16 protein-coding genes are annotated in these 14,555 nt (G+C 64.7%); 7 read left to right on the top strand and 9 right to left on the bottom strand.

Annotated elements, in window-relative coordinates; translation table 11 throughout:
* Nucleotides 1-6 precede the first annotated feature (6 nt).
* The 4 genes from U5A52_RS00760 to U5A52_RS00745 form a co-directional block, all read right to left on the bottom strand.
* Nucleotides 7-750, bottom strand: coding sequence for a glutamine amidotransferase (locus U5A52_RS00760; RefSeq protein ID WP_321933388.1), 744 nt, complete (start codon nt 748-750; stop codon nt 7-9).
* A 93-nt stretch (nt 751-843) separates the two neighbouring features.
* Entirely contained in the window at nt 844-1,533 is a 690-nt protein-coding gene (locus U5A52_RS00755) for a M24 family metallopeptidase (protein ID WP_321914573.1), read from the bottom strand.
* Entirely contained in the window at nt 1,530-2,564 is a 1,035-nt protein-coding gene (locus U5A52_RS00750) for a flavin reductase family protein (protein WP_321933387.1), read from the bottom strand. The genes U5A52_RS00755 and U5A52_RS00750 overlap by 4 nt, the downstream gene beginning before the upstream one ends.
* A gap of 2 nt (nt 2,565-2,566) precedes the next feature.
* Complete coding sequence (locus U5A52_RS00745; protein WP_321933385.1) at nt 2,567-3,973, bottom strand: APC family permease; 1,407 nt, start codon at nt 3,971-3,973, stop codon at nt 2,567-2,569.
* Nucleotides 3,974-4,123: 150 nt separating this feature from the next.
* On the opposite strand from U5A52_RS00745, the gene U5A52_RS00740 reads away from it, so the two are divergent.
* The 3 genes from U5A52_RS00740 to U5A52_RS00730 all read left to right on the top strand — a co-directional run bounded on the left by U5A52_RS00740 (nt 4,124) and on the right by U5A52_RS00730 (nt 7,531).
* Nucleotides 4,124-5,590 (top strand): PLP-dependent aminotransferase family protein, encoded by a 1,467-nt coding sequence (locus U5A52_RS00740; RefSeq protein ID WP_321933383.1) that lies wholly within the window; start codon nt 4,124-4,126, stop codon nt 5,588-5,590.
* A 132-nt stretch (nt 5,591-5,722) separates the two neighbouring features.
* Nucleotides 5,723-6,508, top strand: coding sequence for an SDR family oxidoreductase (locus tag U5A52_RS00735; protein ID WP_321933381.1), 786 nt, complete (start codon nt 5,723-5,725; stop codon nt 6,506-6,508).
* Nucleotides 6,509-6,535: 27 nt separating this feature from the next.
* The gene (locus U5A52_RS00730; RefSeq protein ID WP_321933379.1) at nt 6,536-7,531 is read left to right on the top strand and encodes an AraC family transcriptional regulator; all 996 of its coding nucleotides are present in this window, start codon (nt 6,536-6,538) and stop codon (nt 7,529-7,531) included.
* 261 nt (nt 7,532-7,792) lie between these two features.
* Here U5A52_RS00730 and U5A52_RS00725 read toward each other — a convergent pair whose 3' ends face one another.
* Complete coding sequence (locus U5A52_RS00725) at nt 7,793-8,086, bottom strand: hypothetical protein (protein ID WP_321933377.1); 294 nt, start codon at nt 8,084-8,086, stop codon at nt 7,793-7,795.
* 28 nt (nt 8,087-8,114) lie between these two features.
* Here U5A52_RS00725 and U5A52_RS00720 point away from each other — a divergent pair, with 28 nt between their 5' ends.
* Both U5A52_RS00720 and yfcF read left to right on the top strand, forming a co-directional pair.
* Nucleotides 8,115-8,342: a hypothetical protein gene (locus U5A52_RS00720; protein ID WP_321933376.1), complete on the top strand. Its 228-nt coding sequence runs from the start codon at nt 8,115-8,117 to the stop codon at nt 8,340-8,342.
* A 76-nt stretch (nt 8,343-8,418) separates the two neighbouring features.
* Nucleotides 8,419-9,051, top strand: a complete 633-nt coding sequence (gene yfcF / locus U5A52_RS00715) for a glutathione transferase (RefSeq protein WP_321933374.1) — start codon at nt 8,419-8,421, stop codon at nt 9,049-9,051.
* 8 nt (nt 9,052-9,059) lie between these two features.
* Here the strand turns inward: yfcF and U5A52_RS00710 are convergent, their stop codons facing one another.
* From U5A52_RS00710 to U5A52_RS00695, 4 genes are all read right to left on the bottom strand, one after another.
* Nucleotides 9,060-9,563 carry an N-acetyltransferase gene (locus U5A52_RS00710; protein WP_321933372.1) on the bottom strand — a complete coding sequence of 168 codons (504 nt, stop codon included), beginning with the start codon at nt 9,561-9,563 and terminating at the stop codon, nt 9,060-9,062.
* 16 nt (nt 9,564-9,579) lie between these two features.
* Nucleotides 9,580-10,506: a glutaminase gene (locus U5A52_RS00705; RefSeq protein ID WP_321933370.1), complete on the bottom strand. Its 927-nt coding sequence runs from the start codon at nt 10,504-10,506 to the stop codon at nt 9,580-9,582.
* A gap of 87 nt (nt 10,507-10,593) precedes the next feature.
* Entirely contained in the window at nt 10,594-11,271 is a 678-nt protein-coding gene (locus U5A52_RS00700) for a transcriptional regulator (protein WP_321934146.1), read from the bottom strand.
* Nucleotides 11,272-11,335: 64 nt separating this feature from the next.
* Nucleotides 11,336-12,307 carry an ornithine cyclodeaminase family protein gene (locus U5A52_RS00695; RefSeq protein WP_321934145.1) on the bottom strand — a complete coding sequence of 324 codons (972 nt, stop codon included), beginning with the start codon at nt 12,305-12,307 and terminating at the stop codon, nt 11,336-11,338.
* Between the two features lie 166 nt (nt 12,308-12,473).
* Between U5A52_RS00695 and U5A52_RS00690 the strand changes: the two genes are divergently transcribed.
* Complete coding sequence (locus U5A52_RS00690; protein ID WP_321914585.1) at nt 12,474-13,271, top strand: ABC transporter substrate-binding protein; 798 nt, start codon at nt 12,474-12,476, stop codon at nt 13,269-13,271.
* Between the two features lie 31 nt (nt 13,272-13,302).
* Complete coding sequence (locus tag U5A52_RS00685) at nt 13,303-14,547, top strand: FAD-binding oxidoreductase (protein WP_321933369.1); 1,245 nt, start codon at nt 13,303-13,305, stop codon at nt 14,545-14,547.
* Nucleotides 14,548-14,555: the final 8 nt, after the last annotated feature.

Here is a 14,555-nt window from a genome sequence, read left to right as displayed (position 1 = left end):
CGGTATTCAATGTGGAGTTGGAAGCGACTTCAGTCCATCAAGCCAGTCGTTGAACATTCTGGATGCCTGAATAGCCAATGTCGTCGCATATCCGGCCGTTCCTCGTCTGAGATCGGCGACGTTTTGTTCCGGCGTCATACCAATCTCGACTGCGTGCCCGATGAGCCAGCGGTCGAATCCATGCGCCTTTACCTCTGGGTGAAACTGCACGCCAAGCACGTTTGGGCCAATCGAAAAAGCCTGGTGAGGATAGACATGGCTCGATGCGAGCAGCCTCGCGCCTTCTGGCAGGTCAAATGTGTCTCCATGCCAGTGGAGCACGTGACATGCCGCTTCACGCAAATACTTTAGTGGCGAGTTCATCCCTTCCTGCGTGATAGAAATGGTTCCCCATCCGAGTTCGCGTTTTCCGCCCGGATAAACCTTCGCGCCGGCCGACGCAGCGATCAACTGCGCGCCGAGGCAGATGCCAAGCGTCGGAAGATCTCGGGCAATCCGTTTCGCCAGCACGGCTTTCAGATTGCCTAGCCACGGATACCGGTCTTCCTCGTAAGCGCCGATCGGCCCTCCGAGTATGACGAGCAGATCCGGACCGTCGGGCGTGATTGCCGAGAGGTCGTCAAGACCCGCGTCGAGATACTGAATCTCAGCGCCCCGAGACCTAAGCACCTCCTCGAATGTTCCGAGGTCTTCAAAGTGGACGTGTCGCACTGCGACTACACGAAGCGGCGGGACTGGAGTGATTGACATACGGACGAAGATATCGATGAAAGCAGGGGGCGACGGCCCGCAGCCATCCGGCCACTGCGGGCGCTCATGAGGCGAGCAAACTGGCGACGTTCCTTACTCGAAGAAGGAGTCTTCGAGCAACATGTCCTCGAAGAACGCGCCGTAGTTCAACTTCGGATGCCGAATGTGAATCTCCAGCACCCAAAGCAGTCGCGACGGGCAAAAATCCACGTCAGCCATCGGGCCTTCGTACGTTGCTGCGTGGGGAAAGTCCGAAACCCGGTGGCCGGAGAGGTCGAGATTCAATTCCCACCCCATCGCCTGCGCTTGCGAGACGGCGAACTCATAGAGGACCTTCCCGGTGCTTGCGTCGCTGAGCCACTTTTGGCGAACGATATGAAAAAGCTTGCGCGCATCTTCGGCGCAGCGCGCCATGTCGGCATCGTTGCCGAAGACGAACGTGTCGCCGCCGTCTCCCTCCCATTTCTCGAATACGGGGCCGATGTCGACGAACATGATGTCGTTTTCCTTGAGCACGACGCCCGGCTCGGAGGCGGCGCCGAACGTTTTGGTCGTGTTCGAGCCGAAGCGGACATAGACATCGTGCCAGCCGCGCAGCATCTTGTTGGCGGCGAGAATCTCCTTCGCGATTTCCACGGCGTCTTCCTCGACCATGCCGGGCTGACAACGCGCCGCGATTTCGTGGATGATCTTGCGCGTCTTGTCGCGCACCATGAGCATCGGCGCTTCGGAGAATTCGGCACCGACCTGTTCGAGTTGCACTTGTTCGAGCACTGCGTTCATACGGACGACTCCTTTTTTGTGGGGTTGATCGACGGCAGGCGCATGGCGAGGCCATCGAGTTCCGGGGTGATGCATAGCTGGCAGCCGAGCCGGCTTGACGGACCGGCTTCCGGAAGGCAGGCGAGAAGATTGCGCTCGGTTCGGGAGCGCGGCGCGGCGCGCTCGATCCATTCGGGTTCGAGTTCCACCAGACAGGTCCCGCACGACGCCTTGCCGCCGCAGACCGACATGACGGGCAGCCCGGCAGACTTGAGCGCGCTCAGGACCGACTCGCCGACCCTGGCAACAACGAACTGGCCGTCGACGCTCAGCCGAACGGAATCCAGCGCGCACGGATCGTTCGCGACGGGCGTCACGTCCGACGCTGCTTCGAACGCATCCGAGGCAAACGTGGCGACCGGAACAGTGGATTCCGCCACGAAAATTGCGTAGGCATCCTCAATCATTCGCGGGTTGCCGCAGGCGAGCACATGCGTATGCACGGGCTCGCTCAGGGCGCGTGCCGCCACGTGCTGCACATAGCCCGCCTGGCTGCCGGACAGAACCGGCACGAGCCGGAAGCCCGCGTGCGTCGCCTGCCAGGCATTGAGCACGTCGCTTGCGTAGAAGTCACCTTGCGCGCGTGCCCCCCAATAGAGCGTGACGCGACGACGCGGGTTCGTCGGCAGGAACGCTTCGAGCATGGCGAGGAACGGGGCCACGCCGGTTCCCGTGGCCAGCATCACGACAGGGCCGTCGCCCTCCGGGAACGCGAAAGCCCCGAGCGGACCCGTGATGTCGAACTCGTCTCCAACACGCGTGCGGCTGACGACCCGGTCCGAGAACGCGCCACCGGGCCAGCGGCGCACGTGCAGCGCAATCCGGTTGTCCGCCGAGGGCGCGCACGCCATGGAGTAGCAGCGGCTCGGGCCGCTGGATCGGCCAATTCCCACGTACTGGCCGGGGCGGAAGCAAAAGCTGCTCTGTGGCTTGAGAACCAGTTCCCGAACGTCGTCCGAGAGCCAGCGGCTCGAATGCAAGGTTGCGCGCATGGTCATTGCTCGCCGAGTTGAAACTGCGCATGCATGCGCTCCAGATCCTCGCGGATCGAAATCGACACGTGCGGCTTGCGCTTGTGGAACGACCCCACCCAGAGCGCACCGGCGGCGAGATAGGCGAGATAGGCGTACGGGAAGTACTTGATCGGCGCAGGGGGGATCGGGTAGACCGACCCGACCGCGGGAATGAGCAGAAGCAGCAGCGAGCAGGCGCACAGGAACCAGTCACGGCCGCGTAGCTCACCCAGGCGCTGGAGATAGAACGGTGCGCTGAGCGTGATGAGCACGTAAGGCACGAGGAACCCGAACGCAGCCATGGTGCCGGCCCAGTTGAAGATATCGAGCGCCGCCTGATGGCACAGCACGAGCACGGTCGGGACAGCGAACGCGATGACCGCCATGATCGCGACGGCGACGTGCGGCGTCGCATTCTTGTGGTGAGTCCCGGCAATGGCGCCGTGGAAGATGCCGTGGCGGCCCATCGCAAAGATGACCCGCGAACCCGCGTTGATGCACGACAGGCACAAGGCGAAGAAGCTCACCATCGCGCCGACCGACAGCGGAATTTGCAGCAGCCCGACGTGAGCCATCTGGGCCATCACATTCAACGGGGCATCGATCTGGTCCAGCGGCTGGTGATAGCCGCGCGTGCCGATGATCATCGCGTAGGTCACGAAGACGAAGAACGCCCCCGAGATAATCAGGCTCCAGATGACCGCACGCGGAATGTTGCGCAGCGGATTCTGCGCTTCGTCGCCGAACGCCGTGGCGCACTCGAAGCCGACCAGACTGAAGATCGCGACGACGACGCCCAGCCCGACATTGGACCAGGGAAGCTTCGAGACCGTGAACTGCGCGGTGTCGGCGACGAAATGGTGTTCGGCGAGCACGATGACCGACAGCACCAGAATGAGCAGCATCGAAACGCCCTCGAGCACCAGCATCAGCATGGCCGAAAGCTGCACGTTCCTGTAAGCGAGGTAGAACGCCACGCCGCCGCAAATCGCGAACAGCACGACCGAAGGCACGCTGAGACCGACCATGTCGAGCAGCTTGCCCGCGAAGATCGAAAAGCCGGTGATGCCGGCCATCGAGATGCCGAGATAGGCCCAGATCAGCGACCAACCGCCAATGCCGCCTGACGTGAGTCCGAGGCCGCGGCAGATATAGCTGTACATGGAGCCGGATGAGGTCGAGCGCTTGGCGAACTGGTTCAGGTTCAGCGCGACGAACAGCAGCATGATGGTGCCGAGCACGTAGGAAAGCCAGCTCCACTCGCCGGTGTTGCCATACATGACGGGGATGATCAGCGCCGCCGTCATCGTGGGAGAGATCAAGGCGATGCCTTGAGCCAGAAGCTCGACAAAGCTTAGGCAGTTCGAGCGTAGTTGCGTGTGACTCATGTTCAGCCCCTTTCGATGCACAGCCTGTGTTGTGGGTAGAAAACGTCGCAATTGGCAAATAGGCATTTCGATGAGGGGATGGTATGGTCGCGACTGGGCCAGATAAAACCTCCAGTTTTTTTATTTCCATGGGTCCAGTTGGAGCGGACGATGCTGAGAACGTGGGATCTGAAAATCGTGATCCAGCGCGAGGGCGGGCCGGTGGCGCGCCAGATCGTGCAGGCCATCATTCAGGAGATACGGCGTGGGCGCCTCACGCCCGGCGCGCCGTTGCCGGGCTCCCGGGAACTGGCAAAGGCGCTGGATGTGAACCGCAAGACCGTGGTGCTCGCGTATGAAGAACTCACCGCGCAAGGCTGGCTGACCTCGGAAAAGACGCGCGGCACGTTCGTGTCCTCGGCGCTGCCGGAAAAAGGCATCGAGGCCGTGAAGCCGGCCGACTCGGGCATCGCACGCGATCTGGGTGTGAGGCTGGCGGGCAGCGGCCCGGACGTTCAATGCCTTTACGGCGAGGACGGCTATCTCACGTTCGACGACGGCGCGCCGGACACCCGCCTCGTGCCGGTGGCCGAACTGGCGGCGGCCTGGCGCAAGGCGCTGCTCGCGGCGTCACAGCGCAACCGGCTTGGCTATGGCGACCCTCGCGGCACGCTGCGCCTGCGGCGCGAAATTCTCGGCATGCTGAGCAGCGAGCGGGGGATCACGGCGAACGAAGACAACATCTGTATCGTGCGCGGCAGTCAGATGGGCATCTATGTCGCCGCGCGCGTGCTGATTCGTCCGGGGGATTGCGTCGTGGTCGAGGAGCTGACCTATCCGCCGGCGCGCGAAGCGTTCCGCGCCGCGGGCGCCGAGATCGTCACGGTGGGGTTGGACGAAGACGGCCTGAAGGTCGATGAGCTGGAAAAGCTCTGCTACCGCAAGCGCGTGCGCGCTGTCTACGTGACGCCGCATCACCAGTTTCCGACCACGGTCCTGCTGCCCGCTGCCCGGCGCATGCGGATGCTGGCGCTCGCCGAGCAGTTCGACTTCGCGATCATCGAAGACGACTACAGCCACGAATTCCACTTCACGCATCGGCCGATGCTGCCGCTCGCGAGCTTCGACCGCAGAGGAAAGGTCGTCTACGTCGGGTCGATGTCGAAGCTGCTTACGCCGTCGCTGCGCATTGGCTACCTGATCGCGCCGCAGCCGTTCATCGACCGCGCGGCGGGGGAAGTCACCATCATCGACCGGCAAGGCGACCCCGCGACGGAGGCGGCGGTCTCGGATCTGCTGGCGAGCGGCGTCATCCACAGCCATACGAAAAAGGTGATGAAGATTTACGCCGAGCGACGCGACCTTCTTGCGCGCCTGCTCGAGACGCATCTCGACGAATGGCTCTCCTTCGAGCTTCCCATTGGAGGCCTTGCCCTCTGGACGGTCTGCAAGCAGGACATCGACATGGCCGCGCTGCAGGATGCTGCGGCTCGCGAGGGCGTGCGGTTTTTGGCCGCCGGTCAGTTTTCCGCAAAGCATCGCGCCTTGCCTGCCCTGCGGCTTGGTTTTGGCAGTTTGAACGCCGAAGAGCTGACGGATGGCGTGCAACGGTTGCAGCGGGCGTTTCTGGCGGCTTAGCGCTTTCGTGCGCGCCGCAACGAAACGCCTTGATGACGCGATTGGATAGCAGATTGGCACGGCTCGCGAGTGCCTGGCGCGATCCGCAGTCCTATGATGACGTCAATCGAAGCACCACCGACTGAGGCATTCATGACCCGGCAATCCAACACCGCGCTGATCACCGGCGCATCCAGCGGCATCGGCCAGGAACTGGCCAGGATTCACGCAAAGAACCAAGGCGACCTCGTGCTGGTAGCGCGCTCGCGCGACAAGCTCGACGCGTTCAAGCGCGAACTGGAGGTGCAGCACGGCATCGCCGCGACCGTGATCGCCGAGGATCTGTCGAAGCCGGGCGCCGCGCAACGTATCTTCGAGCAGACGCAGGCACTTGGCATCACGATCGACGTGCTGATCAACAACGCCGGCTTTGGCGGGCATGGGCTCTTTCACGAGCAAAACCTGATAGCCGCTCAGGCGATGATGCAGGTCAATATGGTGGCGCTGACCGAACTTACGCACCTGTATCTCAAGGGCATGGTGCAACGCAATCGCGGTCGCATCCTGAATGTGTCGTCGACTGCGTCGTTCATGCCCGGCCCGCTGCAGGCGGTGTATTACGCGACCAAAGCCTATGTGACTTCATTCACGCAGGCGATTGCCGAAGAGGTGGCGGTCGATGGCATTACGGCGACCGCGCTGTGCCCCGGGGCGGTGGCCACCGGATTCGTCGCGGCAGGCAACCTGGAAGGCGTCGATATCTGGAAGCAGGCGAAGTCGGCGCAGTCGGTGGCGCAATGCGGCTACGCTGCCATGCAGCGTGGCGAACTCGTCGCGTTCAATGAGGGCAAGCTCAAATTCCTGCTTAACTGGGTCGTGCCGCTGCTGCCGCGCAAGACCATGCTGAAGATGTCGCGCCAGGCCATGGAAAAGGCCTGATCACCGGGTTGCATCAGGCAATACACGATGAAACGAGCCAACCGATTCGTGATCGCCAGCAACTGGAGGGCGATGCTGAGCGACATGCAGATCGATCCTGCCGTGGTGCTGGCCCACGCGGGGCTGCCCGCCGATCTGTTCCAGCGTGGCGACATCGCGCTGTCTGCGCCTGACTACTTCCGGCTGTGGCGCGGCATGGAACTGGCCGCGGGCGAGCGGGAAGTGCCGCTGCTCTTTGCCGGGCACTTCAAGGCCGAAGCCTTCGATGCCCCTATCTTCGCGAGCCTGTGCAGCCCGAACTTCAACATCGCTGCCGCGCGGCTGCGCCACTACAAGCCGTTGATTGGTCCGATGCTGCTGGACGTGGATCAGGGCCCGGAATCGACGCGCCTGAGCTTGAGCGTTTATGGCGCACAGGGCCCGCTCCCGCGTTCGCTCTGCCTGGCCGAGCTGGTGTTCTTCTGCCAGTTGATCCGGGTCGGCACGCGCGAGCACATCGTGCCGCAGGGGGCATGGCTACCCGAACTGCCGCGAAACCTCGCGGCTTATGAAGCGTACTTCGGGTGCCCACTGCGTCAGGGTGATCGAACCGAGGTTCGTTTCTCAGCCGCCGATGCAGCGAGGCCGTTCCTGACCTCGAATGCCGCCATGTGGGACTTCTTCGAAAACAAGCTGAACCAGAAGCTGGCCGACATGGACGCTCGCGCCAGCACGACCGAGCGGGTTCGGGCGGTGCTCGTCGAGGCGCTGCCGAGCGGCGAGACGAGCGTCGAAGCGGTCGCCGACAGGCTGGCCATGAGCAAGCGCACGCTGCAGCGTAAGCTGAGTGCCGAAGCCGAAAATTTTCAACGCATCCTGACGTCGACCCGGGCCGAACTGGCCGACCATTACCTGAAGCAGTCGGCGCTGTCGTTGGCCGAGATCTCTTTTCTGCTGGGGTTTCAGGAACCCAACTCGTTCATCCGCGCGTATCAAGGCTGGAAAGGGATGTCGCCGGGGTCTTTTCGATTGCGGGTCCATTGATCTACAGTCGGCGCCAGCCTTTTCACGACTCGTCGGCAGGTTGATTGCCGGGCGTCCGCAGCACCGTTGTTGCTCTCCATGTGGCCGGACTGGAGAGGGCGGCGATCTGGCGCTGCATTAAAAAACCGCCGGGCAGCCTCAAGAACCCTTCAGGCTTGCCGATAAGACACGAGTACGGCGTTATTCGGCGACGCGTAACGTCTCAACTTACGGCGAGCAAGAGCACATGCAGATTCAACCCATTAGTGCGACGACGACCGCTTACGGCAGCGGCACGAACGGCAGCGCCGCGTCGAGTGCGAACACCGGCGCGCAGACGTCGACGAGCGGCGCAGGCAACGGCGCGTCCTCGGGCACGGCATCGTCTAACTCGAACGCCGACAGCACGACGGGCTCGACGGCGAGCGCTTCGAGCGCGTCCAGCAGCGGCAATGCATCGACTTCCACGCAAAGCACGTCGGCCGGTTCGCGGGCGGGCGGGGGCGGTGGCGGAGGCGGCGCTTCGTCCTCCAGCAGTTCTTCATCGAGCGAACTCGATGCACTGAATACGCTCATCGCGTCGCTTCAGGCGCAGCTCGCGCAGGTGTCGTCGCAAACGTCGGGCGCGGCTGCGCAAGGTTCGAACTCGGGCGAGATCAGCCAGCTCAAGGCGCAGATCCAGAGTGCGCAAAGCGCGCTGAGTTCGGCGTCGCAATCGGATGCGAGCCAGGTCAGCCAGATCGCGTCGCAACTGGAGAGCGTGCAGAGTTCGCTGGCCCAGTTGATGGTCGCCAGCGGCAAGACTACGGGGCTGGTTTCGAGCACGGCGTGAGCGGCACGGGCGGGGGAGATTAGCAGGACGGCGGGCGCGCTTGCTACTATCTTCGGCGCTAACCACGGAGCCCACAGTGACCCATCCAACTCTCCACCTCTACGCCGACGCTCAATACGCCAGTCCGTATGCGATGTCCGTGTTCGTCGCGCTGCACGAGAAGGCGCTTGCGTTCGAGCTTTCCACGGTCGATCTCGGCAAAAGCGAGCACCAGCAGCCCGATTTCGCGGCGAAGTCGCTCACGCGGCGCGTGCCGACCCTGATCCACGACGGCTTCGCGCTCTCGGAGTCCTCGGCGATTACGGAGTATCTGGACGAAACGTTTCCCGGCGTTGCGCTCTATCCGGTGGATCGACAACAGCGCGCCCGCGCGCGTCAGGTTCAGGCGTGGCTGCGCAGCGATCTCATGCCAATTCGCCAGGAGCGCTCGACCGAGGTCGTGTTCTACGGCCCGACTGCGACGCCACTTTCCGGCGCGGCGCAACTCGCGGCAGACAAGCTCTTTGCGATGGCGGAAGCGCTGCTCGCGCAAGGCGACAAGCATCTCTTCGGTGAATGGTCGATTGCCGACGTGGACCTGGCGTTGATGCTGAACCGTCTGGTTCTGAACGGCGATCCGGTGCCGCAGCGGCTGGCGCAGTACGCCTTGAATCAGTGGCAGCGGCCTTCGGTTCAGCGCTGGCTCAGGCTCGAGAGGCCGCCGCTTTAAGGCGCGCGTCAGCCCGTCTCGAACGCCGTGTGATAGTGCACATTCGCGGCGGGCACTTCGCCGCACAACGCGATCGCCTGAAAGTATTCAGCGGGGACGCCCGGCAGCACGAGCGTGGCTTCAGGCACGAACCCGAAGCGTGCGTAGTACGCCGGGTCCCCAAGCACGACGCAGCCCGCCGCGCCTCGTGCCCGCAGCGCATCCAGGGCGAGTTTCATCAGCATCGCGCCAATGCCCTGCTTTTGACGCGCAGGTGCGACCGAAATCGGCCCGAGCCCGAACCAGCCGGTCGATCCATCCGAAAGCGCGACGGGCGAAACCGCCACGTGCCCGACGATCTCACCGCCGTGTTCGGCAACCAGTGAAATCGCAAGCGCCCCCGCTTCTCGCAACGCATCGACGATCCGCTGCTCCGTGTGGCTCGTATGCGGCGCATGCCGGAACGCAGTCTCGGTCAGCGCGTGAATGGCGGCGTGATCGGCAGGCGTTTCTTCGCGGATATGGAGTGGCATGGCGTTCACCGAAGATTCAGAAAATCGAGCGTCCGGTGCGCGTCGTCAACCACTCGAGCGCCAGCGAGCCGACCAGCGAATTGCCCGTCGCGTCGAGCCCCGGCGACCACACGCACACCGCGAATTCGCCGGGCAGCACCGCGATAATCCCGCCGCCCACGCCGCTCTTCGCAGGCAAGCCCACGCGGTAGACGAAATCGCCCGCCGCGTCGTAGGTGCCGCAGGTCAGCATCAGCGCCGAAAGCCGCTTGGCCGAACTCGCGTCGAGCACAGGTTCGCCGCTTGCGGGCGAGACGCCGCCGTTCGCGAGGAACAGCGCCGAGCGCGCCAGTTCCACGCAGCTCATCGAGATCGCGCACTGGCGGCAATAGGCGTCGATCACGGCGTCGGCGGGCATTTCCAGGTTGCCGAAGCTCGCAATGAAATGCGCCATCGCGCGATTGCGCTCGGCGTGCGCGAGTTCCGACTGCGCGACGCGCAGGTCGTAGCCGATGCCGGGCTCGCCCGCGAGCCGCCGCATGAAATCGACGAGCGCGGTTTCCGCCTGCACGAAACGGCGGCACAGCACGTCGGTCACGACGAGCGCGCCCGCGTTGATGAACGGATTGCGCGGCTTGCCCCCCTCGAATTCGAGCTGCACGAGCGAGTTGAACGCCGTGCCCGAAGGCTCGCGGCCCACGCGCTGCCAGAGCGCGTCGCCGAGCAGCTGGAACGCGAGCGTGCACGCGAACAGCTTCGAAATGCTCTGGATGGAAAAGCGCACGTCGGCGTCGCCGGTGCGGTACACCTGGCCGTCCACGGTCACGATGGCCATGCCGAAGTGATCGGCGCGCACCGTGGCGAGTTCGGGAATGTAGTCGGCAACGCGGCCCGTGCCGATATACGGCTGCAGGTCGCGATGGATCGCGTCGAGGATGGGCGTGTAGTCGAACGTGTGATTCATGGGCGGCGCAGGGCAGTCGCGGCGGAGCGTCCGCCGCGGTCCCGCGATTGTAGCGGCTCGCACCGACCGCCACGGCATCGTTGTGCGCTACTCGCCGTCTGCTTTCATTTCGCGCAGATGCTTGTAGACCGTCGCCCGCCCCATGCCCAGCACCTTCGCCACGTAGTTGGCCGAACTCTTGCCCTTGAACGCGCCTTCGGCATACAGCGCCTCAACGAGTTCACGCCGGTGCTCGCGCGTGAGCGAATTGAGCGCGATCTGCCGCTCGCGCAGCCAGCCGTGCAAAAAGGTGTTGATGCGCTCCTGCCAGTCGTCCTTGAAGAGTTCGTCGGGCTGCGCGATCACGCCCGCGCCGCGCAGGAACAGGTCGAGTGTGGCCTGCACGTCCTGGAAAGCGGCGATGTTGAAGTTGATGCACATGATGCCCGCCGCGCGCCCTTCGTCGTCGAACAGCGCCGTGCTCACGCAGCGCATGCGCCTGCCGTCCCAGTTCACCTTCTCGTAGGGGCCGATCAGCTTGTTGCGCGTGGTTTCCTCGACGTCTTCGAGTGCCGAGTCGTCGCCGATCTCGCGCTTCGAAAGATTGTTCGAGAGGTAGGCCACGGTCTGGTCCGCGAGGTCGTGAATCACGACTTCCGCGAACGGGAAGAACAGCGTCGTGATGCTGTCCGCCACGTGCGCGTAGCGCGCGAGCAGCAGGTCGCGCGACGTTTGGGGGCTGGCGGTTTTTTTCACACGGATGGTGTCGCTTTCTCGTTTCGGCATCGGGCGGGGACCGGGTTGCGGCAGGAAGGACGTCGATGATACTGCCATCGCTCGACGCCGCGTATCAACGGACGTTGCGCAGATGCTCGTACAGCGCGTGCGCGACGGCCATGTCTTCGAGACCGAGGCCGATCGAGCGGAAGAACGCATGCCGCGCGTAGGCCGGACGAGGGCATGCGTCGTTGGCGAGTTCCGCAAGATCGCCCACGATCGAGTCCGGCGACCAGCCGTGCTCGCGCGCGGCCAGCACCATTTCGCCCGCGCTTTGCGGCGTGGTGTGGCGATAGTCGCAGTAGACATCGAGCGAGGGCAGCGCTGCCGGATCGATCTCGTGGGCCTGCGCGACGTTCGTGCTGATCGACGTAATGAGCGCGGGCTTCGTGAGGGCGTCCAGCGCGAGAACCGGCTTGCCCGACGAGGTGCACAGCATCACCACGTCGGCGTCTTGCACGCACGCTTCGGTCGTCTGCGCCACGCTTGCGCGTGGGTCGAGCGCACGCAGTTCGGCCTGGCGCGCAGCGTCGCCCGCGAGCTTTGGCGAATACACGCGAATGCTCTCCCACGCGCGCAGCGGCGCAACATGGCGAATATGCGCGAGCGCGACGGCGCCCGAGCCGATCACGGCGAGGCGCTTCGCCTCGCGCGGCGCGAGCTGGTCGACGGCGAGCGCCGTGGTGCCCGCGGTGCGTTCCGTGGTGAGCAGCGCCGAGTCGCACCACATGAGCGGCTGGCCCGTCTTCATCGACATCAGCGCGGTCCAGGCGGTGATGACGGGCGGCTGGCCTTCGGCGCCCGCGATGTACGGCGAGAGCTTGGCGCCGAACACGCCGGCTTGCGCCAGCACGCCGAGATAGGTGATGAAGTCGCCAGCCTGCTTCGGAAACAGGGTCAGGGTTTGCGGCGGCTGCACGGCGTCGCCGCGGCCCAGCGAGGCGAACAGGCGGCCGAGTTCGCCGCGCACGTCGAGGCTGGGCAGGGCGGCGCGCACCTGGGCGGCATCGACGACGAGCGGCGCGGCGGTGGGTTGGGACGTCATGGTCATGCTGGGGCTCCGGAATTACGGTGTAGACATTTTTGTCCATTCTAGACTTTCTTTTTATTTTTCGTCTATATTCCTCCTGCGGCCGCGGCCCTCGTGAAAGGGCGCCACACGAAAGCGCACCGCGCTTGAACAGACACTTATTACGATTTGGGTGACGACGATGAACAGGAAGACGATTCGCTTCGCGGCTGCGGCCAGCCTTGCGTGCTTTGCGGGTTTGACGGCGGGCGCGGCGCACGCGCAGGACCCGAAAACGCTGCGCTTCGGCGTGGAGGCGTCCTATCCGCCGTTCGAGAGCAAGACGCCCTCGGGCGATCTGCAGGGCTTCGACATCGACATCGGCAATGCCGTGTGCCAGAAGCTGCAGGTGAAGTGCGTGTGGGTGGAGAACAGCTTCGACGGCCTGATCGCCGCGCTCGAGGCGCGCAAGTTCGACGTCATCAATTCGGCGATGAATATCACCGACAAGCGTCGCCAGCAGATTGCGTTCACGCCCGCCATTTACGTCATGCCGATCCAGATGGTCGCGAAACGCGGCTCGGGTCTGGAACCCACGCCCGCGAGCCTGAAGGGCAAGTCGGTGGGCGTGCTGCAGGGCTCGACGCAGGAAGACTACGTGCGCAAGCACTGGGGCACGCAAGGCGTGAACGTGGTCACGTATGAGAACCAGGACCAGATTTTCGCGGACCTCGCGGCCGGCCGTCTGGACGCTGCGGTCCAGGAAGTGCAGACCGCCACCGACGGCTTCCTCTCGAAGCCCCAGGGCAAGGGCTTCGACTTTGCGGGTGCGCCGCTCAAGGACCCGTCCACGCTCGGCGAAGGCACCGGCTTCGGCATGCGCAAGGACGACGCGGCGCTCAAGGCCAAGGTGGTCGCGGCCATTGACTCGCTGCGCCAGGATGGCACGCTCACGAAGCTGTCGATGAAGTACTTCGGCCGCGATATCGTCGCGAAGTGATCGTCATGACTTCGGTGTTCAGGGCAGATTCATGACCAGGAGCGCGATCGTTCTCGGCGCGGGCATCGCGGGCGTGAGCGTCGCGCTGCATTTGCAGGCGCGCGGCGTGCAGGTCACGCTCGTCGACCGCCGCGAGCCCGGCGAGGAAACGAGCCACGGCAACGCGGGGTTGATCGAGTCGTCGTCGGTGGTGCCCTATGGCTTTCCGCGCGACTGGCGCACGCTGCTGCGCCTCGTGCGCAACGATTCGACGGTGCTGCGCTATGACGTGCGCTCGCTGCCCGCCTACGCGCGCTGGCTCGCATCGTTCTGGCGCGAGTCGTCGCCTGCGCGGCTCGCGCAGGCCGCGCGGGACATGCTGCCGCTCATCGAGCGCAGCGTGGCCGAGCACGACGCGCTCGTCGCCCGTGCGGGCCTGCGCGACATCGTGCGGCCCGTCGGCTGGCTCGAAGCGTGGCGCTCGCCCGCTGGCTTCGAGCGTGAAACGCATGCGGCGCAAGGCGTGGCCGACGCACACGGCCTGCATGTGCAGATGTTCGACGCGCAGCGCTTGCGCGCGCTTGAGCCTTCGCTGGGTGCTGGCTATGCGGGCGCGATCCACTGGATCGATCCCGCGAGCGTGGCGGACCCGGGCGCGTTGACGAAGGGTTACGCACAACTGTTTCTGCGCGACGGCGGCACGTTCGCGCGCGGCGATGCGCGCACACTCGCCGCCGACGGCAAGGGCTGGCGCGTGCAGACCGCCGACGGCCCGGTGAGCGCCGAGCTTGCCGTCGTCGCGCTCGGTCCGTGGTCGGATCTCGTGACACAGCCGCTCGGTTACCGCGTGCCGCTCATGGTCAAGCGCGGTTACCACATGCACTACGCGAGCGAGGCGCGCGCGCCGCTCGTGCGTCCGGTGGTGGATATCGAAGGCGGCTATGTGGTCGCGCCGATGCGCCGCGGCCTGCGGCTCACGACGGGCGTGGAGCTTGCCACGCGCGAGCGTCCGCCGAACTACGCGCAACTCGACGCGGCGGAGCGCGAGGCGCGCCCCGTGTTCGGCCTGGGCGCGCGGCTCGACGAAACGCCGTGGATGGGTTTGCGCCCCTGCACGCCCGACATGCGTCCGGTGCTTGGGCCCGCGCCGCGCCATAACGGGTTGTGGTTCGCGTTTGGCCACAACCACCATGGCCTCACGCTCGGGCCGGTCACGGCGCGCCTCGTTGCCGAGCAGATCGTCGGCGAAACGCCGTTTATCGATCCCGCGCCGTATTTGCCCGCGCGCTTCGGCTAAACCCGGCG

Origin of the sequence: Paraburkholderia sp. J8-2, from assembly GCF_905220195.1 — a bacterium.
Classification (GTDB): Bacteria; Pseudomonadota; Gammaproteobacteria; order Burkholderiales; family Burkholderiaceae; genus Paraburkholderia.
The sequence above is the reverse complement of the archived record's forward strand: the minus strand, read 5'-3'. Positions and strand labels throughout refer to the sequence as shown.

Excerpts from the sequence above, each read along its gene's own strand:
- U5A52_RS00760 (WP_321933388.1), bottom strand. The coding sequence starts at position 750 with ATGTCAATCACTCCAGTCCCGCCGCTTCGTGTAGTCGCAGTGCGACAC.
- U5A52_RS00755 (WP_321914573.1), bottom strand. The coding sequence starts at position 1,533 with ATGAACGCAGTGCTCGAACAAGTGCAACTCGAACAGGTCGGTGCCGAA.
- U5A52_RS00750 (WP_321933387.1), bottom strand. The coding sequence starts at position 2,564 with ATGCGCGCAACCTTGCATTCGAGCCGCTGGCTCTCGGACGACGTTCGG.
- U5A52_RS00745 (WP_321933385.1), bottom strand. The coding sequence starts at position 3,973 with ATGAGTCACACGCAACTACGCTCGAACTGCCTAAGCTTTGTCGAGCTT.
- U5A52_RS00740 (WP_321933383.1), top strand. The coding sequence starts at position 4,124 with ATGCTGAGAACGTGGGATCTGAAAATCGTGATCCAGCGCGAGGGCGGG.
- U5A52_RS00735 (WP_321933381.1), top strand. The coding sequence starts at position 5,723 with ATGACCCGGCAATCCAACACCGCGCTGATCACCGGCGCATCCAGCGGC.
- U5A52_RS00730 (WP_321933379.1), top strand. The coding sequence starts at position 6,536 with ATGAAACGAGCCAACCGATTCGTGATCGCCAGCAACTGGAGGGCGATG.
- U5A52_RS00725 (WP_321933377.1), bottom strand. The coding sequence starts at position 8,086 with ATGAGCGTATTCAGTGCATCGAGTTCGCTCGATGAAGAACTGCTGGAG.
- U5A52_RS00710 (WP_321933372.1), bottom strand. The coding sequence starts at position 9,563 with ATGCCACTCCATATCCGCGAAGAAACGCCTGCCGATCACGCCGCCATT.
- U5A52_RS00705 (WP_321933370.1), bottom strand. The coding sequence starts at position 10,506 with ATGAATCACACGTTCGACTACACGCCCATCCTCGACGCGATCCATCGC.
- U5A52_RS00700 (WP_321934146.1), bottom strand. The coding sequence starts at position 11,271 with ATGCCGAAACGAGAAAGCGACACCATCCGTGTGAAAAAAACCGCCAGC.
- U5A52_RS00695 (WP_321934145.1), bottom strand. The coding sequence starts at position 12,307 with ATGACGTCCCAACCCACCGCCGCGCCGCTCGTCGTCGATGCCGCCCAG.
- U5A52_RS00690 (WP_321914585.1), top strand. The coding sequence starts at position 12,474 with ATGAACAGGAAGACGATTCGCTTCGCGGCTGCGGCCAGCCTTGCGTGC.
- U5A52_RS00685 (WP_321933369.1), top strand. The coding sequence starts at position 13,303 with ATGACCAGGAGCGCGATCGTTCTCGGCGCGGGCATCGCGGGCGTGAGC.